The sequence below is a fragment of the Lysinibacillus sp. NPDC056959 genome (assembly GCF_042674095.1).
Classification (GTDB): Bacteria; Bacillota; Bacilli; order Bacillales_A; family Planococcaceae; genus Lysinibacillus; species Lysinibacillus zambalensis.
Map to the genome: position 1 here is coordinate 1 of NZ_JBHURE010000005.1, position 20510 is coordinate 20510.

The window sequence follows — 20510 nt, forward strand, 5'->3', positions numbered from 1 at the left end:
AGTCCATGTCACGCCGTGGAAATTGTTGGGATAATGCACCTCAAGAATCATTCTTTGGGCATTTTAAAGATGAAACAACTATTAGAACATGTGAAACGTTAGAAGAAGTAAAGAAAGAAATTAAGAGTTATATGATTTACTACAATCATTATCGAGGGCAATGGAATTTAAAAAGGCTACCGCCTGCAAAATACAGACAGCAGCTTCAAAAAGTTTCCTAACCTTTTTTAAAATGTCCTTTACAAAGGGTACAATTTAGTGTTTGACAGTCTCTTTTTTCCTTCATTAAGATGTTTGCTGCATAGCTATATCATCATCACGGTGTTTTAAAATTACATCTTCGCCTTTATCCTGTAATACTTCAACATGATTTTCGCCCCAAGTACAAAGCATGTTCAGAATAGGTTCCATTCCCTGTCCATAAGGCGTTAAGGAATATTCAACTTTCGGCGGTACTTGATTGAAAACTTTTCGAAGGATTAATCCATCTTGCTCTAATTCTCTTAATTGACTTGTAAGCATTTTTTGTGAAATTCCTGGAATTAATCGACGAAATTCATTTGTTCGAATTTTACCATGGTGGTTTAAATGACAAAGAATGACCGGTTTCCATTTACCACCAATGACTTCAAGCGTAGCTTCAACACCAATATTATAAATTTTTTGCATTGTAAACCTCCTGTAACATTAAAAGTAACTAAAAGTATCCTACATATCTTTTAGGCATGTATGTATATTACTACACATGCTAATAAAAATCAAAGGATAGATTAGTAGTATGTCACATTCAAAAAAGCAAAGTGTTAAAAACATAGGTTTTATGATGATATTAAAAATGTACAAATAGAACCTTCAATCCTAATTCCAGAGGATGAAATTTATATTTTGGCGGATTCATCGGTTGTTAAACGTGTAATTGAAAATTTAATTTCCAATGCGATTAAACATTCGAGTGAAGATGTTACTATTCAACTTGTTAAAAATTCACCATCTGTTCAACTTACTATATTGAATCCCGCCAAAGGATTAAAAGAATACGATCTTCATTTTCTTTGTGATCGTTTTATAAAGTTAATCAACCAAGAACAAAAAAAGTACAGGTTTAGGATTATATATTGCGAAAAGTCTAATGACAAAGATGGATGAGAATTTATCAGCAGAATTAAATGGAGATCAATTGCAGATGTACTGCGAATGGAGAAATTAGCAAGAGCGAATAATCTAATTTTAAAAAATTAAAAGGTGCTCTTAAAAAAATGATTTTATTTATGAGCTGTGAGAGCAATCGAGATGGGCGACGGTACGTGTTACTGAATCTCGATGCGTCTCATAGCTTTTTATTTGTAGCTACAGCTGGCAAATAGCAAGCAGTTTTGCCTCCTATTGTAACTGTACCACTAGGGGGCGCTTAAATGCTTTAATAATGTGCAGCTTTCCTCGGAAGAATCCTCATCATTTGGTATAATAACAAATAGATTTTTTAGAACGGAGCGATTGATATGAATGGAGCGCAAAAAGCGTTTTTTGAGGAAAAGGAGCGTTCACTTGGCGTTCGTCTAAATGATGTGCAGACGCAGGCGGTGCTACAAACGAATGGCCCTCTGTTACTATTAGCATCTCCCGGTTCAGGAAAAACGACGACGATTATTATGCGTATTGGCTATTTGATTGAGGCACTTGGTGTGAATCCTTCTCGCATAAAGGCTGTCACATTTAGTAAGGCATCGGCAGGTGATATGAAGGCGCGGTTTGCAAAGTTTTTCCCGAATTTGCCACCGGTTGATTTTTCGACGATTCATAGTTTAGCATTTCAAGTTGTGCGGCAGACACTTGAACGACAGGGCATTACATACGGCATCATCGAAGAATCGGACAAGCCTGGTATTGTTTCAAAAAAACGAGTGCTTCGCGAGATTTTTGAACAATTAAATGGCTCAAAAATTACCGAAGATCAGTTAGACGAGCTACTGACGTACATAACGTTTATCAAAAATAAAATGCTGCCAGAACAGGAATGGGAAATTGCAGAAGTAAAGGTGCCTAGAAAAATCGAGATTTTACAGCGTTATGAGGAATATAAACGCACAGGTAGTGACCGTTTGTTAATTGATTTTGACGATATGCTATTAATGGCGAATGATATTTTCACGAATAATCGAGAGGTGTTGGCGCAATACCAACGCCGTTACGATTATTATTTAACGGATGAAAGTCAAGATACATCGCCTGTTCAACATGCAATCATCGCCAAGCTCGTCGCAGTCCATCAAAATTTATGCGTCGTTGCGGATGAGGATCAGGCCATTTATAGCTGGCGCGGTGCAGAGCCAGATTATTTGTTGAATTTCCAAAAGATATATTCGGAGGCTCAAGTGTTACTTATGACGCAAAACTATCGTTCATCTGTAACGATTGTAGAGCCAGCCAATATATTTATTCAGCGTAATAAAAAGCGTTTCAACAAACAAATGTTTACGGAAAATCCTGCAGCAGAGCCAATCTCGTTTAAAATCTTAGAGAATTACAATTTACAGGCCAAATATTTAGTGGACCAGTTGAAAAATCAGTCTAAGCGCGGCTCAACGGCTATTTTATATAGAAATAATATGTCAGCCATTCCGCTTATGGACGCGTTTGACAGAGCAGGTTTGCCTTTCTATATGAAAGATTCCACGATTCGCTTTTTCACGCATTGGGTCGTAGAGGATATTATGAACTTCATGCGTCTAGCGTACAATACAAAAAATATCACGGTATTTGAAAAAGTTTACAGAAAAATGAATGCTTATATTACACCCACGCAATTGAAGGCGCTACAGAAAGTACCGACAGATGGCTGTGTATTCACACAGTTATTAGAGCATGTTGAGTTAAAGGATTATCAGCATGAATATATTAAGCGGATTCGCAAAACGTATGATAGCATTCAATTTGATAAAACGACGCCAACAGCTATGCTAGAGCATATCCGTTATGACATTGGATATGAGCGTACTTTAAAGAATATGAGTGAGAACCTCGGTTTTAATTATGAAAATTTACTAGATATTGTGAATGTACTTGACTCAATTGCTCGTCATACGTCGACGATGACCGAATTTGCGGGTCGTTTGATGCAACTTGAAAATTTAGCACGTTCGTCTCATATGAAAAATGAATTGAATGCAATTACACTGACAACATTGCACAGTTCAAAAGGCTTGGAATTTGACCGTGTGTATTTGATTGACTTGATTGAGGGGATTATACCTAGTGAGGCAGAAGAAGAAAGCGAGGAAGAAGCACGACTCTTTTATGTCGGTATTACGCGTGCGATTCGCCATTTGGAATTAATTTCGTATAATAAACGCTTTAAAACAAGCGTAGTGCCATCGATTTTCATGAAGTCATTAAAACAAATCGTCTCACCGCAGGAATTGCCAAAGAAAGTGCCGAAAAATACGAGTAAAGTACTGAAGCAATACCGTAATGAGCGGACGATTACAACTGAGTCATCGTTAATCGTCGGCTCAAAAGTAAAGCATATGATTTTTGGAGAAGGGGAAATATTAGCTGTTACGAGTAGCACAATTGAATTGTCATTTGCTTCGGGGATTAAGAAGTTTTTGACGGATACATGTTTACAGCAAGGCTATTTAGAAAAGATGGAAGATTAAATGAAGCGTATTCGGGATTTTTTCGAATACGCTTTTATAGTAGTGTTATTTTGAAGGGGTTAATTGGTGCTGGTCCAATCGGGTTAGCTGCAGCTGCTCATTTAGTGGAGCAAAATCCATATATTGATTCTTACAAATTTCAGCGAAGTAGTGGCAAAGTTGATAATAGTGTTTGTTGCCTTCCACTCTTTGAAATCATATTTTTAAAGGAAGTTTGAACTAGTTATTATACATACGTAAACTAATAAATTTCTCTCCTAAATATTCCATTGACAATAATAATCTTTACTGCTATTCTTCTTGAGAATGATTATCATTGTCGATTAAAAAGGGTAAATGTTTCGAAAAGTAGTTGTGGCATGTACATAAAAACCTGGAAAAATGGCTATACCCTTATAGGAAAAGAGGGAAGATCTTTGAACTCGTCAAGTTGAAAATGTGAAAGAGTTTAAAAACCAATAAAGTAAAGTTTGAAGGAATAAAAATTAATAGTAAGCAAGAATTTTACAGAGAAGGGCAAACCTTCTCAAATAAACAGTAGAGGACAATTAAGCATATGAAATTAATATCAACACGATTTGGAGAACAAGCCTTTCAATCATTAGTTACTTTAATGCGACTGCTTTTTGGGATTGGCTGGCTTTTTGCTGGTATATCGAAAATTACAGAGAAAAATTGGTTTAGTGAACCAGGAATATTTATTAAAAATTACTTAATGATGGCACTAGACAAACCGAATGTACCGGAATTTTATAAGTATTTTATTGAACACTTCGCATTAAAGCATATTATGTTTTTTAATTACACGATTCCAATCGTTCAAATTAGTATCGGGATTGTTCTGATCGTAGGATTAATGATCATTCCCTCAGTTCTTATTTGTCTTTTTATGCATATAAATTTTATTCTTTCTGGGAATATGAATTTAATTAGTTTAACTCTTTATACTAGTGCATTTTGTATATTGCTATTTTTAAACAAGAGTTATGTTTTAAGTTTAGATCGTTACCTTGGGATTGAACATCGATTTAAAAACATAAAACAAAAGGTTAGAAAAAACATTACGTATACACCATCAAAGGCTTCTTAGAGTAAACTGCTAAAACGTTTTTAGTAATGTCCTACCTATATTTGTGGAAGCCAGAAGTAGGAGTATGTGATGAAGTACATTCTGCAACTTCACACTTAGTAACAGAAGAAAAAAGTAGTTACCTGCATAATTTTAATGCCCAGGTCTCAATTAATATTGAGCCTGGGCATTTGTGTTGATTATAACTTCTCTAAAATTTTTATTAGGGCTGTTAAAACAATCGTAGTGATAGCTGCAATGATTAAAATTCCAATAGTAGATAACTCAACAGAAGTGAAGTGGAGAGTTTTCATCCAATAATATCCTACAACTATAGAGATAAATGACGTCAAAACAGAGATAATAAAACCTAGAAAGCCTAATTCTTCTATTTTTTGTTCAGTTAAACCTACAAGGCTTAATACTTTAGTGAAAATACCAGCAATTATAAATAGCGCAATTGATAATATAAATAATGACATTATTCCTGAATGAGTAATTTCATTAGGCATGAAATTAACTAGGGCCATCATAATAAATGCAGGTAGAAAGATTGGTAATATTAAACTAGCAATAATAGTTAATGAAGCTAAATATTTATTTTTATTTGGGTTGCTCATAAATCCTCCGAAAAAATAATATAAAAATGCTGGTTCATTATATCAAATTGAAGCAACCATCTGGATTTTATTATTTTTTCTGATAAGAATCACATTTCGTATGTTTATTGGGTTGAAGAAAATAATGCAATATTGCATTTTTTGTTCTAGGCATTTCACAATCTGTAGTTAGTCAGCACTGCCTATGCGATAAATGAGTAAGATTACTGCAGAAGCCATTGCTATTAACAGGAAGTTAGTTTTATTTCAAATTATAAGATTGAAATCCTTGTATCAAAATTCGACATTTCGGCTTATTAGGAAATGTAATTGTTTTGGCTGCAACTTTTCTATTCCTATTAGCAATGAGAATTAGCGAAACATAAGACGAATACACTTTAAAAATGATCATTAAACAATGTAAAAATCCTTGAGTAACCTTGGAAAAGAGAGAGATTGAAGTAATATATAGTTAGGACGATTGATTGCAAATATTCCTGACAAACGTTAATTGACGGACGTTTTTCAATAAAACCACATAGAATATTCGTGTTTATATGAAGAAAGTGCCATTTGTCTATCAGCTGGATACTTCATCAATCGAATAAAACACGAATATTCTCTTTCGGGAAAAGTCTCGATGAAACTTTTTATGACCTAACCCATAACTTAAATGAAACGGAGGGAATCGTAATAAAACACTTTAAAAATAAGCGTTATTGGATACTTATGCCACCATTTTTTATCATGACAATATTACTTATTGTGCTTCTTCCTGTCGAATATAAACGCTATTCATTTTTAGTAGTCATTATATTTTGGGTGGTTTTAAAAAGTTGGGATTTCTACTCAAAAATTAATAACAAAGTAAAAGAAGAGAACTCATCTAAAAAATAGGATCCTTCGAGCGCTTTTGTTATGTTCTTCAAATTGACCTGAGCGTAATCCATGTAACCAAGTACCCGTCAAAATGATTCTCGATTCGTCTGAGCGCTGTTCTGTGGATCACTAAAAAATATAACCAGTTTCGTACGGCACAGATTTTATCGGAAACAGTTCTTGAGACTGTAGCTTTCTACTCGAATGGAATTTAAAATATGCTAACCAAATGGAGGAGAGAAATTTATGGTTAAACAATTGATTGTTGGCGACACAACGAATGAATTGGCTACTACGCGTCGCATTTTGGAACGCTTATCCGAGGAGCATATGTCATGGAAACCACATGAAAAATCGATGACGCTTGGCGAGCTGGCCACGCACCTGATCAATCTGCTGAATTGGCAAATCGCAATTCTTCAGTACCCAGAGTTTGATCTTTCAACCGTGCCGCTGCGACGAAAGCCTTTGGAAAAACAATCTGACGTTCTGGATGAGTTTGACGCAAACATCGGTAAATTGAAAAATTTGCTGGCCAAATGTGACGAGAAAACGCTCGGTGAGGAATGGACGCTGCGCCACGGTGACCAAATCATCCGCCGTGAGCCAAGAGCAATTGCGTTCCGCATCTTCGGATTAAACCACATGGTCCACCATCGGGCACAGCTCGGGGTATACTTGCGCCTACTTGATATTTCGGTGCCAGGCATCTACGGTCCCTCAGTCGACGAGGAAGCCCAATGAACTAAGTTTTTGGACAATAAGTGCAGCTACTAATTAATGGCTGTTCTTCAACGATAACATCAACAACTACTGATAACAGAAACAACACAATGCGAGGAGTATAATGAAAAAAACGAATTTCTGATGATGGAAATCGTTTTTTTATTTTAAAGAGGAATAATGCAATTTTTGTTGGAGTCTTAAACATGGTATTTAGAACAGCAAATAGAACGTTTGAAAATTGCCCAAGAAAAACTTGAAATGTTTGATACCGTAATACTAAACGGTGATATTATTCAATCACTGAGTTGTAACTAGTATTATGATTTTAACTATTATAATCAAAGTTTAGATAATATCTATCACCTCAAAATATACATTAAAGTGTAATAATGGTATTGTATGAATAGATAGACTTTTCACTTAATTCAAAAAAGGAGGAGTTTTTATTATGATATCTTTTTCTAAACCAGATGTAGAACAGTTTTTACGAACATTTTCGATTGGGGATTTTGCGGTTTGTCCAGATGAAAAACAACTCGTTTTCAGTACTAATTTAAGTGGTAAGTATAATTTATGGGCCATGAATTTACCAAATACGTTCCCGACGCCGCTTACTATTATTGACCAGAGCTGTCAAGGACTACTCTATGATAAACAAGGACGGTTCATCATTGCCGGTTTTGACCAGAACGGGGACGAAAATACGCAATTTTATGGACTTCCACTTCAAGGTGGGACAATGAAGAAAATTATTTATGAAGAAGGAACTCGCAATGCTAAGCCAATTTTATCAGAAGATGGGAACAAGCTTTATTATACATCTTCGAAAGGAAATCCTACGTATTTAAATGCATATGTCTATGACTTGGTGACTGGTGAGGAAGAAACAGTACTTGAGGGAAAAGATGCACCCACTTTTTTAATCGATTTTAGCCCGAATGAAAAGGTAACCCTCTACTATAAACATTTTGCAAATACGTATACACTCCTATACGCCAAACGAGGAGAGGAACATATTCTTCTAACACCGCCAACAGATCAGCAACATACGGTCAGTGACGCAGTTTTTGTATCCAATGAGCTCATCTATTTATTAACGAATTACGATGCTGATTTTACGTATTTAGCTTCGTATAATTTAGAGACAAATGAGTTTGTAAAATTGAAAGATTTGGAGAATGAAAGCTTTACTTCGTTGAAATATAACAAAGAAAAGCAGTGCCTGTATGTAGTTAGTGAAAAAGGTGTAGAAGATCATTTATACATGCATGATTTGCTATCGAATAATTGGGAAGAACTAGATTCACCATGCAGTGTCATCGAAAAACTTATAGTCACAAAATCTGGTAGTTTGTATTTATTAGGAAGAGGGGCTACGAAACCGCATAATATTTATCAATTTAAGGAAAATGGCTGGACATCTTTAACGGGATACACAGTTCCAGGTGTAGATCAAAGCGAATTAGTTGAGCCGGATGTGATTACTTATTCTTCCTTTGACGGACTTGAAATAGAGTCCTTATTTTTCAAAGCTAAAAAGGAAATTGATAATGGCGAAATCATCTTTTGGCCGCATGGTGGTCCGCAAGCTGCAGAGCGTAAATTTTTTAGAGCTTCCTTCCAATTCTTTTTAAATCATGGGTATAGCATCTTTGCTCCGAATTTCCGTGGTTCGACAGGTTATGGATTGGCTTTCATGAAAATGGTGGAAGGAGACTGGGGACACGGCCCACGCCTTGATAATGTAGCTGGTCTCGACTGGCTCATTGATAATAACTACGCGGAAAAAGGCAATATTTTATTGATGGGCGGAAGTTATGGAGGATACATGGCCTTATTGCTTCACGGTAGACATTCTGAATATTTCAAAGCCGTAGTGGACATATTTGGTCCATCTGATTTGTTCTCATTTATCAACTCGGTTCCTGAAGACTGGAAGCCAATTATGGATCAATGGGTAGGAAATCCTGAAAGAGACAAGCAAAAACTCATTGAATACTCACCATTAACGTATTTAGAAACCATGGTCAATCCAATGCTCGTTATCCAAGGCGCGAATGACCCACGTGTTGTGAAAGAGGAATCTGATCAAATCGTGCAAGCTTTAAAAGATAAAGGTCGTGATGTCGAGTACATGCTTCTTGAAGACGAAGGACATGGATTCTCTAAAAAAGAAAATGAAATTGCTGTTTATCAAAAAATCCTCTCATTTTTTAATCAATTCGTTGGATCTAAAGTGAAAGCATAACGATACGTATCATTGAAAAAAGAATCCCGACTGGGAAGAAAACCATTCTTTTTAAAATTAAATGAAAAGACTAGGTTCTACTATGATAGAACCTAGTCTTTTTCATAAACCAACCAACATCCCTTGTGTTACTACATAAACTCCACCACATGTGCTAGTAAGGGATCGAATCCACTAGAAGATATTCCAGCAAATCATATCTAGTTGAGGTACTCTCCCTGATATTAATACATTTCAAGTAAATTCAGTTAAATTCAGTTCTGCAAAAATACAAGTAAGTGCTGATTTGTTTGCAAAAATTCCTGATGAATACAATTAACGAACAATTTAGAGTTTAACCATTATAAATATTCGTGTTTAAATAGTAGAAATGCCCTTCGTCCATCGGCTGGATACACTATAAATCGGTTAAAACACGAATTTTATCTTTTTGAAAAAGTCACGAATGAAACCTTTTTATGACCTTGCGAAAACTTAAATGAAACGGGGAAACACTTAAGTTGATCAGCAATTAGGTTTATTCGGTAAAATTAATACAAGAAATTGAAATATTAATTGGTGATAAAGTGAAATAAGAGTTTTTACTTTTTTTAACCAATCAAGGATATTGAGGTTATTAGTGATGACACTTAAATGGTTGTGGATATTGGTTATTGTGTTTAGCTTACTAGAATGGATTTCAATCCCATTCATAGGTGCAATTACAGGAAAATTATATCAATTAGTTGATGGTGTATTAATAATTACTTTTATTATTTACCCATTATTTTTCATAACTTCTCTTTTACTATTACAAAAGGAAATTAAAAAAATTGGTGCAGTAATTTTGCTTATTCCACTAATCGTGTATGCACCTAGTCTTCAAACGTTGCTTAAATAATGTACTGATTGAGCTAATTGAACAGTTTAGTGAAATAAATTCAAAATACACCAAATAAAAGGACGGGGGAAAATTTAAATTTAAATATTTTAGTTGTCTGTTTATGATGATGCTCTTGCTGCTTGTAATACTAGATTAGAACCAAAGGAACATTTAGGAGAAATAAATACAATTGTATTGGACTCTATTATGGAACGAGATGAAGCATTAAGTAGTAATATGAAATTCATAGCTATTAATATGAATAATTTTGAGGAAGTAGAGGAATACAATGTCTAAAAGCTTGTCCATATACAATACAAATACAGAGGGTAACGTATTCTAATTTTAGTTTACATAAAATAAATACCTTAGTGGGACAGCCTGTGATGCACGTGGTCTTACTTAACATGTGAGCTAATAATAATAAGTGTTATTCCCGTAAATAGGCAAATGATTCTCGTCACAGGAATTTTGTCAGCTAGTCCAAATAATGCAATTGCTGTCGTTACGATTAACACTGTTGGACCAACCAATGCAAGCATTGTATTAATATAGAATGCTTTTTCTAAATTATTCAACTTTAGCATCAACAATCCAGCACTTACTTCAATACTTCCAGACAATACACGTAAAATAACCATAGCAAGAACCGATTTTTCAATAATTGTCATCATCCTATCTTTATAGATAATTTTCACTTATATTATAATTCCATCATTAGGATAATTATAGAGTTCTGTTTTAATGTAATATTAAAACCAATATATGTATTATTCGTATCAAATATTCAACTATGCTTTATTGGTGTTAATTTTTAAAGGTGAATTTCTAGTTAAAAATTCAAAGAAGTTATTAATGGAATCAGTTTTATAAATCCATTTTCTTTTTTTAAAGGGAAATTGGATAGGTGCATATAATAAAATGCTAAAGATTTATAGGAAAGTAGATAAAGTAGAACGCCCTCTAGGAAAATACGGATATAACAAGAGTAAACACAACATTATCCTGTTCTTATACTGCCATCAATCCCTGATAAATATGAAATGGATAAAAGAAAGCTTGTTTCTTTAATTAAATAAAAATGACTGGTGTGCTAAAAACAGCTAGTTAATCATACCACTAATTATAACCATTGAAAGGTGAATGTGGAATGTGGCTACTAGGTTTTTTATGTACTTCTTCAGGGATATTGTTAGGTGGAACGATAGCTTGGCTTTTTAAGGGGCTGCAACAGAAGGTAGATATCATTTATGGACTCTGTGCAGGTATTATCTTGGGCTTAATTAGTTTCGAAATTTTCCCAGAAGCAATTGAAACTGGTGGTTGGTTAAGTACCTTTATTGGATTTACTATAGGGATGCTCATATTCGAAGTATTGCATAATCGGTTGCACAATAAACAAGGTATAAAGAGTACTTCAATGAAAAAACTGTATATTCGTACTGGTTTAATATTAGTGTTTAGTTTCTCGGTTCACAATATACCTATGGGAATTGTTTTAGGTGCAAATCAAGAACCCGAATTTACAATGACTTTATTACAAACACTCTTATTCCATAGTATCCCAGAAGGAATTATTTTATTTATTCCTATGATTTTAGCAGGTTCAAATATCTTGATTGGTTTTTTTATTTCCCTTATTGTATCTTTTCCAGTTTCTATAGGCGTTTTTATTGGTGGATTTTTAAGATTTGAACACGAGTCAATAAACACAATCTTAATTAGTATTACAATAGGCATAATTTTCATGGTTACAGTATCAGAAATTTTATACCCAGCATTAATCAAATCTTCAACATTAAAAGTTTTAATTTGTATTCTAGTAGGACTAGGGATAATAGGATTCTATCTGAAGTTATTATAATTAAATGTATGTACTTTTTGGATTGATATTTTTTGTTCAATCCTTTTTTTGTGTCTCCTTAATTTTGAAAACAAGCTGTATTCGAATATGATTAAAATTTCTCTCTCTGGTATGATCCCCTATAAGTAGACAATGAAAATGTGGCTATATATTTCAGTCAACTGAAATATAACAGGTTAGAAAGAAAACTTTCTAGAATTGAAATTGTAATGTATGTGATTACAAGGGTAGCAACTTTACTGTGTAAACAAAAAACTTACATTTTATCTAAAGACAACATCCTCGGTAAGTAAATATTCGACTTTAGGTGGAACAGTGTAACCTTAAGAAGAAATACATCATCTCCTTCCTTTACGATATTGTTGTTAATATATTTTAAGCTATATCAGGCATAAACTTTTTAATTCAAGCTGTTTAAGTTTCTTTTCTTATATAAAGGATATATAGGGAACTTTTTTGTTTCTAAAGCACTTTGAAGTACGTACTTTTCATGATGTTAAATATATTTCATAATGATACTTGTAAGACGGAAATGAGTAATAAGGTATTAAACGATTTATCATGTCAGGTGATGAAATATTATTCAGTCATTGTTTTTTAATCTAATCACACTATTCAATCCAATTCTTACTATAAATTTTTAGGAGGATCTTTAAATGAGAGATATACTGCAAGGAAAACTAGGTTTTGGTACTGCGCCGCTTGGTAATATGTACCGTAACATCCCCGAAGAAGAAGCTATAGCAACTGTAGATGCGGCATGGGAGAGTGGTATTCGTTACTTTGACACAGCTCCGCTTTATGGCTCTGGCTTAGCGGAGATTCGTCTTGGTGAAGCATTATCGAAAAGAAATCGTGATGAGTACGTTTTAAGTACAAAGGTAGGTCGAATTATTTCAGATGAATTGGAAGATCCATCTTCACGTGATTTAGGTGAGAAAGGTGGACTTTTTGAATTCGGCCGTAAGAATAAAATTATCAATGATTATAGTGCTGATGCAACTCTTCGTTCTATCGAGGATAGCTTGAAACGTTTACAAACAGATCGTCTAGACTTTGTTTTTATTCATGATTTAGCGCAAGACTTTTATGGCGATGAATGGATTGCACAATTTGAAACTGCTCGAACAGGGGCATTTCGTGTTCTCACACGTTTACGTGATGAAGGAGTCATTAAAGGGTGGGGACTTGGAGTAAACAAAGTAGAGTCAATTGAACTCATGCTGGACCTGGAAGAAGCAAAGCCAAATGTATCCTTGCTGGCTGGTCGTTACACTTTATTAGACCATGAACGTGCGCTACAACGAGTAATGCCTATAGCTAAAAAAAATAACATGGATATTGTCGTTGGTGGCCCATATAGTTCAGGTGTTCTTGCGGGAGGTACTCACTTCGAATATCAAAAAGCGTCACCAGAAATTATGGCGAAAGTGGAGAAAATCAAACAAATTGCAGATCGTCATCAAATCAGCATCAAGGCGGCTGCTTTACAATTTTCATTGGCGAACCCAGCAGTTGCTGCTGTCATTCCTGGTGCAAGTAAACCAGAGCGAATTGCAGAAGACAAAGTTGCATTGAACACGGTAATTCCGGCAGCATTCTGGGAAGAAATGCGTATACAAAAACTAGTAGCACCTAATGCACCACTTCCAATCGATGTTAAATTAAAAGAGTAATGAAAAGGCATATACACATCTATTAAAACTTGAGCTTCACCTGAACAGACCTGGAAATTAACAGGGGATTCGACTCCCTTCAGAACTGGTTACTTTATAATATACCAAGCAGGTAAGTGAGGATGGATGCGTGCATCATTTAGCTAATTCTGAACGTGATGCGATTGTAGAGCTATTATTAGCACCTAACAATAAGGAGCGTTACTACACTTATTCAATTATGAAGGCACCATTTCTGTTTACATGGCTACTCACACTAATTACTAAATCTCGCATATATTGAATTTTATATCTAAAGACTTCAGCAGCCAAGCGCTTTTTCAAAAAAGCCTTGGCTGTTCGTCTTAGTGCGTACTGTATTGATATTAAGACCGATCTGATATCGGTAGGTAACAAACTTAGTTCGTACACCGTGGGGGTATTGTTGCTTGCAAGCACTAAAGAGGAGGATTATTCTCAGTGTTGATTCGGGTGATCCATGAATTGATTCTAATAAACGATGGAATCCATGTCTTATGAAAACATAAACTTACTTTCACCCTGTTCAAATTACACTTTGGAATAGAGAGACCTTACAATATGGTGAAGGAAAACCTCTATTTCATGTAACATTCTCAAAAATGGAACACTCAATGTTATCAAATACAAGTCCTTATTCAAATAATACTGAACTATTTTCTACCTTCTTTAGAAGGTAAAAATGTAACATCACCATTTCATACAGCTGAAGTAAGCCCTTATTCTTATCATCAAAAGTCGGCTTTCAATCTGAAGGATTTACAATCCCTCCAACAAATATGAATTATCCATATCAACCGCAGTCAATGACTAATCATTATCAACCTAATTATCCAACGCATTTATACGGTTACGAAATATTTAATAATAGAAAACTAATTTCGGGTAGTTTCTTTCCTAGGAAGGAATCAATAAATTCAAAAAAATAATTGCTTTCATCTTCTGTTCGTACTCAACCTGTGTATAGACTTGAGTTGATGTAATACTTTCATGACCAAGTAGTTCTTAAAGTGTTCGTAAATTAACGTTTTCTTTATTTTGCTGTAACATCCATGTTGCAAAAGTATGCCGTAAGTGATGTAGCGTGAAGCGGGTAGGTGGGAGGCCAGCCTTTTTTTAAAAGATGACATGCAACCAGGTTCTAATTGATAAATTTGATATGCTTTTAAAGAAGCTTTCTAGGATGCAAGAAGCGGAATTAAGTGTGAATGAAGGGGCGAAATACGTTTTTTTCCTTTTTCCATCAATTCGAATCGTTTCATTTACTAAATCAACTTGTTCCCATGTTAATGAAACAAGTTCAGAACGTCTTAGACCTGTTGTTGCTAATAAATTTAAACATTAGCTCATTCCGCATCGAAAAACATGATTGGGCGCATTCTAAATGGTCAAATAGCTGCTTAAAATCCGTTAATGTCATATACACAGGAAGTTTGTCATCGGACTTTGGTGATTCGATGGCTGCGTGAAATCATACGTCAGGTAATGTTCCTTTAAACAATATTTGGTAAACGATTTTAAGGAAGAAATTTTTCGATTGATCGAACGAGGTTTTTGTTTTTAAAGACCCTATGTCTTAGTAATGTCATTTAAACAGGTTGAACAGCCATGGTCCGTTAAAAAGGTTAAGGAGAGCTGTAAACCGTATTTTTCGAGTATTTTTTTCCAATCTCAATATACAAAACAAATTCATCAAGGGCAGCAAATAGTTCCACATATAAACCTCCAGATATAATTATTATCTGTACAAATAAAACCCATTATCGTTCACATGAAATTTATAAGGAACTTCACAAATGCAACTCGAAAAGTACAGATATTATGGGGTGTTGACGTATCCAAACCCTCCCTTAATATAGATTTGTCCAATATCATATGAGGGACTTAGCTAGTTTTTACATAATAATTATACAAATTCGTTAAAAATATCATTCAATTAATAAACTAAAATAGACCTTAGACGGATAGTTTATGTTTAATTAAAACCCACCTTATAACACTTTTCAAAATTAAAGTAGCTTTCATACCCAAAAGTGTACATTACTAAGCGAAATCTTAGTGGTGTGCATTTTTTTATTTTTATACTAGATAAAGTTAATTCTTAATGATAAGAGTAGCTTTGAAAATAATGTTATTTCCAATAATTAATATATATTTTTATAGAAAAATCATAATAGCAGTTGAAATTTTCCGAATGTTTGGTATAGTTAAGTCATTTGGGAACTATAACCATAATTCCCAAATGACTGAGAGAAGGGGAGATTCGAATGAAAACATGGCAAAGAACCATTGCAGTATTGACGGTATTAGCACTATTTGTATTCGGAGGGTCTAGTCCAATCTTAAAGACCAATGCACAATCTAATGAGTTTGAAAAGTTAAGTCAAACTGCACAAATGTTAAGTGTGGTAGAAGAACCAGGTGAAGTTCAAGAAATTAAAGAGATAGCACAAGATGCAATATCAATGAATAAAGTTGTATCTAATGCTAAAGACGCTGATTTAAATTATAGTAGCGCTAATGTTGGTGAAATTTCTGCTGATAATGAAACGTATACGGTTTTGACAATTCCAATTGCATCAGAGGATTATAACCCTTTAAGTAATTTAACATTAGTTATTCAAAATGACGAAATATTAACTTATAGTGAGACATTAATAACAAAAAGTACAGAAAATACAGTGGCAATTGCCACATACAATGACGGAAACCTATTTAATGAAAAAGTTACAGATATTGAATATTTAAGCAATAGTGAAGTACAGAAAGCCATCGATAAAGCTAAAAACCTTGAAGTGAGAGAAAACATTGTACAACCATTGGGAGTCGGAGAAGTAGCACTTTGTCTTGCTGGGGTACTCTTAATTGACTTAACTGTAGCAAGAATTGTGGCAGCAACTTGCATCGGAGCTTGTGGAACTGGTATAGTACCTGTTTGTGCAGCTTGTGTAGGTGGAGTTTTTGTGATAGGTGGAGCTAATATACCAGCAGTTATAGCTTGTTTTAAAGCTTAAATAACAACTATATTAGTTGATTTGTAAAATGAATGATTTATTTTCAAAAAACAAGAAGCCTTTTTTATCAAAGGCTTCTTGTTTTTTCTAATTTAATTGAGGAACAAGACATCCTATAAAAGCAATTTAAATGCAAAAGGGACCAATAAAACTAAAATAGAACCTATACCAAAAACGGATACCACTTTAATTATGTCTTTTTTCAAGATACCACCACCTATAACACAATTGTAGTTAATTTTAAAAGACATTATACATTCTACAAATTAATACTAACACACATTCTTCGGAAAATTCACAATTGAATGTGATAACAGGAACTTCTAACTACTTTAATTAGTGGAAAAGCAACTAATTAATTATAAAGTTTATTCTGCTTAGTGTACAAATTTACTGAAAGGTTGGTTGCAGTCTCAATTGTAGATTGAACATATTTGAAAGTATCATAAACCCATTAATTTTACTGTTTTGAAATTTCAATTAAGGCCTCTTAATAATGAGTAAAGTTTGGTCTTAGTAATGTCATTTAAACAGGTTGAACAGCCATAATCCGTTAAAAAGCTTAACAAGAGTTGTAAATCGTATTCATAACTAGTGACTGTATTACCGAGTAATTTTTTTCAATATCAATATACAATATAAATTCATCAATGGCTGCGTGTAGTTGCAAGTATAAAACCTCCAGATATCGTATTAAACAATAATTATTATCTGTACAAAATCATCCTATTATCTTAAAAAAGGAGAATTGTCGTTCACATGAAAATTATAAGGAACTTCAGAATTACAAGTCGAAAAGTACAGATATTATGGGTAGTTGACGTATCCAAGCCCTTGGTTGAAGAATAAATACATATATTATTGATATTAGAACGGGAATATTTGAATAGTCGAACGTGCAAATTTGTATGTTCGACTATTCTTAATTGAGTTACATAATATATAGAACAATTGATAAATCTGGTTTTAAAATATTGGTGAATCATTTAGATTTAAATGGGGCCCCTTTAGAAAAATGTGGATTTACAACGTTAAGGCAAATATGAATAAACAAGAGCAAGCACAACCTTATTAGGTGTTGTGTTTGCTCTTGTTTCAAATAGCGATAGATTGTGGCTTTGTAGCCAGACCTAGATTAAAATAGAATAATAAAAATATTTTAATTTTATGCAACTAATTACTATTCAGAATGCTCTAATGATATGTAAGGAAAGAAGAGGTGTTATAGATGGAATCTGAATTTCTAGTATAAAAAGCGCATTTTGATGAAGATTTAGATTCGGCGTTAGATGTAATTGGAAAACTGTTACATTTCCCACGAATAAACTTCGTTACATCTGAATTAAGCCAAATCCGTAAAATAAATAATTCATCCCAATCAATTATTTCTATCCCATTAGAGATATTTAATGAATTATATCCTTTGTTCATTTTTATACATTAACACGCTGAAGTATGAACTCTCTTTCAGCAAGAGCTTCGTTGGCTATTAGAAGGACTATCGATTCAGCAGCCAAAGGCATTGTGAAATCTGCAGAAGGTGTCTTTAAACCGGTCTATTATTAATGGTGCCATTATCCATATATGAAACTGAACGGAATTGTGGTAATCGATTTGACGAATGTTAATCCGAAGTAAGAAGAGGTGGAGTCAGATTTATGCGGATACAACGATAAGGACAAACATACCCAAACCACGCTTTTTGGTGCATTTTCACTTCAACTTACGTGGCAGAATAATGAAAAATTAGTTAATATTAAAAATAGAAAAGGGGAGAAATTTATGTTTACTAATGAAGAAAGAGAGTCTATTTATAAAGTTATTTATAATAGGAGAGATATTCGAAGTTTTTTATCAACTCCTATCCCTGAAAACATTATACATAGAATATTAAATGCAGCTCATCATGCACCTTCAGTAGGATTTATGCAACCTTGGAACTTTATTTTGATTTCCACTGATGAAATTAAAGAAAAATTGGCTTGGGCAGCAGAAAAAGAAAGCCGAGCATTAGCTATTCATTATGATGGGGAAAAACAAATGAAATTCCTTGATTTAAAAATTGAGGGTTTAAAAGAAGCTCCTATAACTATTTGTGTTACATGTGACCCTACAAGAGGAGGTTCCCATGTATTAGGACGAAATTCAATTCCTGAAACAGATATATTATCAACAGCCTGTGCTATTCAAAATATGTGGTTAGCAGCTTGTGCTGAAGGACTTGCGATGGGGTGGGTAAGTTTTTATAAAAAGAATGATATTAGAGACATTTTAGAAATACCACCACACATCGATCCCATTGCTCTTATATCAATCGGTTATACTGAAAATTACCCAGAAAAGCCCATTTTAGAGTTAGCTAATTGGGAAAAAAGACGTTCTTTAGAACATCTTATTTTCGAAAATAAATGGGGACAAAACTAAAGACTTATTAATCTATCAGGGTGCGTTAATTGAATAATGTTGAATTGAAAGCAATATTTAGTTTTCGTTCTTTTGATAGATTTGCTAAAGCAGATTTTTTAGTTAATAATTTTATGATGTTGTACAGATTTTGTAATGTTACATTTTTTTCTTTAGTTCTTCTTCCGATTAATGTTCCTTTACTAAAGAAGGGACTCTCTGGCTTAAGTATTAAGTTTGTAGCAATCCCGCTAATGTCATCATTATCCCTATTTAAATAGCGACTTAGTGATGTACCTATACCCTTAGCTTTTGAATTAATTACATCAAATAATTTAATTTCTTCATCCTCATCTAAATAATGAAAAGCCAAAAAGGGAACGTTTAATGTGCTATCTGTTTCTTTTATATATTCACTAATCCCACCTAATCTATGCTGCCCATCCATCAATGTAGCTTTTTTTGTACATATTAATCTCCCAAAATTTCTTCTTTGACCATCACAGGGGGGAAATGGAATGGACACACTAATTACTCGTAAAATGGAAAAGAAGGATTTAAAAGAGGGATTAAAGATTTATAAAGAGGGAATCGAAAAAGGGATGGCAACCTTTGAAACAATTGTGCCAAGTGAACAGGTATGGGATGAAAGACACCATGCAACATTGCGCTTTGTTGCAGGAGAACACAAAAGAGAAGTTGGTTGGATTGGCATTTCCCCTGTCTCTACACGCACCGTTTATTCTGGAGTGGGAGAAGTTAGTGTTTGTATATCAAGTGATTGTAAAGGGAAAGGTATTGCCTCAAAGCTCTTTAAAATACTAATTGAAGAGAGTGAGAAGGCAGGGTTTTGGACACTCCAATCATCTATCTTTACCATAAATACATCAAGTATTCAATTACATAAAAAGATGCGCTTTAGAATTGTTGGTACGAGAGAAAGAATTGTGTGACTTTAAGTATATCTTTGCCGAATTGGCATGGATATACTTAATTTTATTATTGGTGAAGTTATACTTAATAATGGAAACAATTAAAAAGAAATAATTTCACCGTCTTTAGGAATCAATACTGAACCACTTAGATCCTGTTCCTTAAGAAAATCGGATAGTTGCTTTCGACTCAATTTACAGTGGTTATTAGTATCTAGATGCGCTGCAAGTAGCTTAGTTTTCGGAGATAGCTGAGCAATGCGAGCGATATCCTCGCGTGTCATTGTAATAATAGTTCCCCATATCATTTCTGCCTCTGAGGCATTCAAAAGAGCAACATCAGGCGATAAATCTCGAAAGTTTTTTTCAATATTTGGTGTATAAATACAGTCACCTACTATATAAATAAAACCTTTCGACATCGTATTCAAATAAAAACCAGAAACTGTCCCGAGTATCTTACCAGTAATGCCAGGAGCATGCGGTCTCTCAATTCTCCACATTTGAATTCCTTCTCATACATAATAGTCATTAATTGCTATTATTTTCTTGAATCCAGCTTTT

At 34.0% G+C, this 20510-nt stretch carries 19 protein-coding genes and 1 pseudogene; 14 read left to right on the forward strand and 6 right to left on the reverse strand.

Annotated elements, in window-relative coordinates; translation table 11 throughout:
* Nucleotides 1–221 (forward strand): IS3 family transposase (locus tag ACFTQ7_RS07820; RefSeq protein WP_386828015.1); only part of this gene is annotated, 221 nt, incomplete at its 5' end.
* 64 nt (nt 222–285) lie between these two features.
* Here the strand turns inward: ACFTQ7_RS07820 and ACFTQ7_RS07825 are convergent.
* Nucleotides 286–669 (reverse strand): winged helix-turn-helix transcriptional regulator, encoded by a 384-nt coding sequence (locus tag ACFTQ7_RS07825; protein ID WP_349657955.1) that lies wholly within the window; start codon nt 667–669, stop codon nt 286–288.
* A 216-nt stretch (nt 670–885) separates the two neighbouring features.
* Between ACFTQ7_RS07825 and ACFTQ7_RS07830 the strand changes: the two genes are divergently transcribed.
* From ACFTQ7_RS07830 to ACFTQ7_RS07845, 4 genes are all read left to right on the forward strand, one after another.
* The gene (locus ACFTQ7_RS07830; protein ID WP_386828016.1) at nt 886–1146 is read left to right on the forward strand and encodes an ATP-binding protein; all 261 of its coding nucleotides are present in this window, start codon (nt 886–888) and stop codon (nt 1144–1146) included.
* A 353-nt stretch (nt 1147–1499) separates the two neighbouring features.
* A complete protein-coding gene (locus tag ACFTQ7_RS07835; RefSeq protein ID WP_386828017.1) occupies nt 1500–3656 on the forward strand; it encodes an ATP-dependent helicase in 2157 nt (718 codons plus the stop codon).
* Nucleotides 3657–3706: 50 nt separating this feature from the next.
* On the forward strand, nt 3707–3874 hold the full coding sequence (locus ACFTQ7_RS07840) for a hypothetical protein (RefSeq protein ID WP_386828018.1): 168 nt from the start codon (nt 3707–3709) through the stop codon (nt 3872–3874).
* A gap of 338 nt (nt 3875–4212) precedes the next feature.
* Complete coding sequence (locus ACFTQ7_RS07845) at nt 4213–4746, forward strand: hypothetical protein (protein WP_386828019.1); 534 nt, start codon at nt 4213–4215, stop codon at nt 4744–4746.
* A 179-nt stretch (nt 4747–4925) separates the two neighbouring features.
* On the opposite strand, the gene ACFTQ7_RS07850 is transcribed toward ACFTQ7_RS07845, so the two are convergent.
* On the reverse strand, nt 4926–5345 hold the full coding sequence (locus ACFTQ7_RS07850; protein ID WP_386828020.1) for an epimerase: 420 nt from the start codon (nt 5343–5345) through the stop codon (nt 4926–4928).
* Between the two features lie 1104 nt (nt 5346–6449).
* Between ACFTQ7_RS07850 and ACFTQ7_RS07855 the strand changes: the two genes are divergently transcribed.
* The 4 genes from ACFTQ7_RS07855 (at nt 6450) to ACFTQ7_RS07870 (ending at nt 10336) form a co-directional block, all read left to right on the forward strand.
* Nucleotides 6450–6947 carry a DinB family protein gene (locus ACFTQ7_RS07855; RefSeq protein WP_386828021.1) on the forward strand — a complete coding sequence of 166 codons (498 nt, stop codon included), beginning with the start codon at nt 6450–6452 and terminating at the stop codon, nt 6945–6947.
* Between the two features lie 430 nt (nt 6948–7377).
* Nucleotides 7378–9177: a S9 family peptidase gene (locus ACFTQ7_RS07860; RefSeq protein ID WP_386828022.1), complete on the forward strand. Its 1800-nt coding sequence runs from the start codon at nt 7378–7380 to the stop codon at nt 9175–9177.
* A 622-nt stretch (nt 9178–9799) separates the two neighbouring features.
* Complete coding sequence (locus ACFTQ7_RS07865; protein WP_386828023.1) at nt 9800–10057, forward strand: hypothetical protein; 258 nt, start codon at nt 9800–9802, stop codon at nt 10055–10057.
* 93 nt (nt 10058–10150) lie between these two features.
* Nucleotides 10151–10336 carry a hypothetical protein gene (locus ACFTQ7_RS07870; protein ID WP_386828024.1) on the forward strand — a complete coding sequence of 62 codons (186 nt, stop codon included), beginning with the start codon at nt 10151–10153 and terminating at the stop codon, nt 10334–10336.
* 101 nt (nt 10337–10437) lie between these two features.
* Here the strand turns inward: ACFTQ7_RS07870 and ACFTQ7_RS07875 are convergent, their stop codons facing one another.
* A complete protein-coding gene (locus ACFTQ7_RS07875; protein WP_054611762.1) occupies nt 10438–10713 on the reverse strand; it encodes a YqhV family protein in 276 nt (91 codons plus the stop codon).
* Between the two features lie 476 nt (nt 10714–11189).
* On the opposite strand from ACFTQ7_RS07875, the gene ACFTQ7_RS07880 reads away from it, so the two are divergent.
* Together ACFTQ7_RS07880 and ACFTQ7_RS07885 are read left to right on the forward strand one after the other, a co-directional pair.
* Nucleotides 11190–11903, forward strand: coding sequence for a ZIP family metal transporter (locus tag ACFTQ7_RS07880; protein ID WP_386828025.1), 714 nt, complete (start codon nt 11190–11192; stop codon nt 11901–11903).
* 656 nt (nt 11904–12559) lie between these two features.
* Nucleotides 12560–13579, forward strand: coding sequence for an aldo/keto reductase (locus ACFTQ7_RS07885; RefSeq protein WP_386828026.1), 1020 nt, complete (start codon nt 12560–12562; stop codon nt 13577–13579).
* A 1134-nt stretch (nt 13580–14713) separates the two neighbouring features.
* On the opposite strand, the pseudogene ACFTQ7_RS07890 reads toward ACFTQ7_RS07885, so the two are convergent.
* Nucleotides 14714–14878, reverse strand: a pseudogene (locus ACFTQ7_RS07890) (hypothetical protein); the annotation flags it as partial.
* A gap of 986 nt (nt 14879–15864) precedes the next feature.
* Between ACFTQ7_RS07890 and ACFTQ7_RS07895 the strand changes: the two are divergent.
* Both ACFTQ7_RS07895 and bluB read left to right on the forward strand, forming a co-directional pair.
* Entirely contained in the window at nt 15865–16611 is a 747-nt protein-coding gene (locus ACFTQ7_RS07895) for a hypothetical protein (protein WP_386828027.1), read from the forward strand.
* A 1782-nt stretch (nt 16612–18393) separates the two neighbouring features.
* Nucleotides 18394–19035: a 5,6-dimethylbenzimidazole synthase gene (gene bluB / locus ACFTQ7_RS07900; protein ID WP_386828240.1), complete on the forward strand. Its 642-nt coding sequence runs from the start codon at nt 18394–18396 to the stop codon at nt 19033–19035.
* A 25-nt stretch (nt 19036–19060) separates the two neighbouring features.
* Here the strand turns inward: bluB and ACFTQ7_RS07905 are convergent, their stop codons facing one another.
* Complete coding sequence (locus tag ACFTQ7_RS07905; RefSeq protein WP_386828028.1) at nt 19061–19540, reverse strand: DGQHR domain-containing protein; 480 nt, start codon at nt 19538–19540, stop codon at nt 19061–19063.
* On the opposite strand from ACFTQ7_RS07905, the gene ACFTQ7_RS07910 reads away from it, so the two are divergent.
* Nucleotides 19533–19967: a GNAT family N-acetyltransferase gene (locus ACFTQ7_RS07910; protein ID WP_386828029.1), complete on the forward strand. Its 435-nt coding sequence runs from the start codon at nt 19533–19535 to the stop codon at nt 19965–19967. The two genes, ACFTQ7_RS07905 and ACFTQ7_RS07910, sit on opposite strands and share 8 nt — an antisense overlap.
* An 80-nt stretch (nt 19968–20047) precedes the next feature.
* On the opposite strand, the gene ACFTQ7_RS07915 is transcribed toward ACFTQ7_RS07910, so the two are convergent.
* On the reverse strand, nt 20048–20449 hold the full coding sequence (locus tag ACFTQ7_RS07915; RefSeq protein WP_386828030.1) for an MBL fold metallo-hydrolase: 402 nt from the start codon (nt 20447–20449) through the stop codon (nt 20048–20050).
* Nucleotides 20450–20510 lie beyond the last annotated feature (61 nt).

Bases quoted from the DNA above. Each gene is read 5' to 3' on its own strand.
- ACFTQ7_RS07825 (WP_349657955.1), bottom strand. From the start codon at position 669: ATGCAAAAAATTTATAATATTGGTGTTGAAGCTACGCTTGAAGTCATT.
- ACFTQ7_RS07835 (WP_386828017.1), top strand. From the start codon at position 1,500: ATGAATGGAGCGCAAAAAGCGTTTTTTGAGGAAAAGGAGCGTTCACTT.
- ACFTQ7_RS07845 (WP_386828019.1), top strand. From the start codon at position 4,213: ATGAAATTAATATCAACACGATTTGGAGAACAAGCCTTTCAATCATTA.
- ACFTQ7_RS07850 (WP_386828020.1), bottom strand. From the start codon at position 5,345: ATGAGCAACCCAAATAAAAATAAATATTTAGCTTCATTAACTATTATT.
- ACFTQ7_RS07855 (WP_386828021.1), top strand. From the start codon at position 6,450: ATGGTTAAACAATTGATTGTTGGCGACACAACGAATGAATTGGCTACT.
- ACFTQ7_RS07860 (WP_386828022.1), top strand. From the start codon at position 7,378: ATGATATCTTTTTCTAAACCAGATGTAGAACAGTTTTTACGAACATTT.
- ACFTQ7_RS07865 (WP_386828023.1), top strand. From the start codon at position 9,800: ATGACACTTAAATGGTTGTGGATATTGGTTATTGTGTTTAGCTTACTA.
- ACFTQ7_RS07875 (WP_054611762.1), bottom strand. From the start codon at position 10,713: ATGATGACAATTATTGAAAAATCGGTTCTTGCTATGGTTATTTTACGT.
- ACFTQ7_RS07880 (WP_386828025.1), top strand. From the start codon at position 11,190: ATGTGGCTACTAGGTTTTTTATGTACTTCTTCAGGGATATTGTTAGGT.
- ACFTQ7_RS07885 (WP_386828026.1), top strand. From the start codon at position 12,560: ATGAGAGATATACTGCAAGGAAAACTAGGTTTTGGTACTGCGCCGCTT.
- ACFTQ7_RS07895 (WP_386828027.1), top strand. From the start codon at position 15,865: ATGAAAACATGGCAAAGAACCATTGCAGTATTGACGGTATTAGCACTA.
- bluB (WP_386828240.1), top strand. From the start codon at position 18,394: ATGTTTACTAATGAAGAAAGAGAGTCTATTTATAAAGTTATTTATAAT.
- ACFTQ7_RS07910 (WP_386828029.1), top strand. From the start codon at position 19,533: ATGGACACACTAATTACTCGTAAAATGGAAAAGAAGGATTTAAAAGAG.
- ACFTQ7_RS07915 (WP_386828030.1), bottom strand. From the start codon at position 20,449: ATGTGGAGAATTGAGAGACCGCATGCTCCTGGCATTACTGGTAAGATA.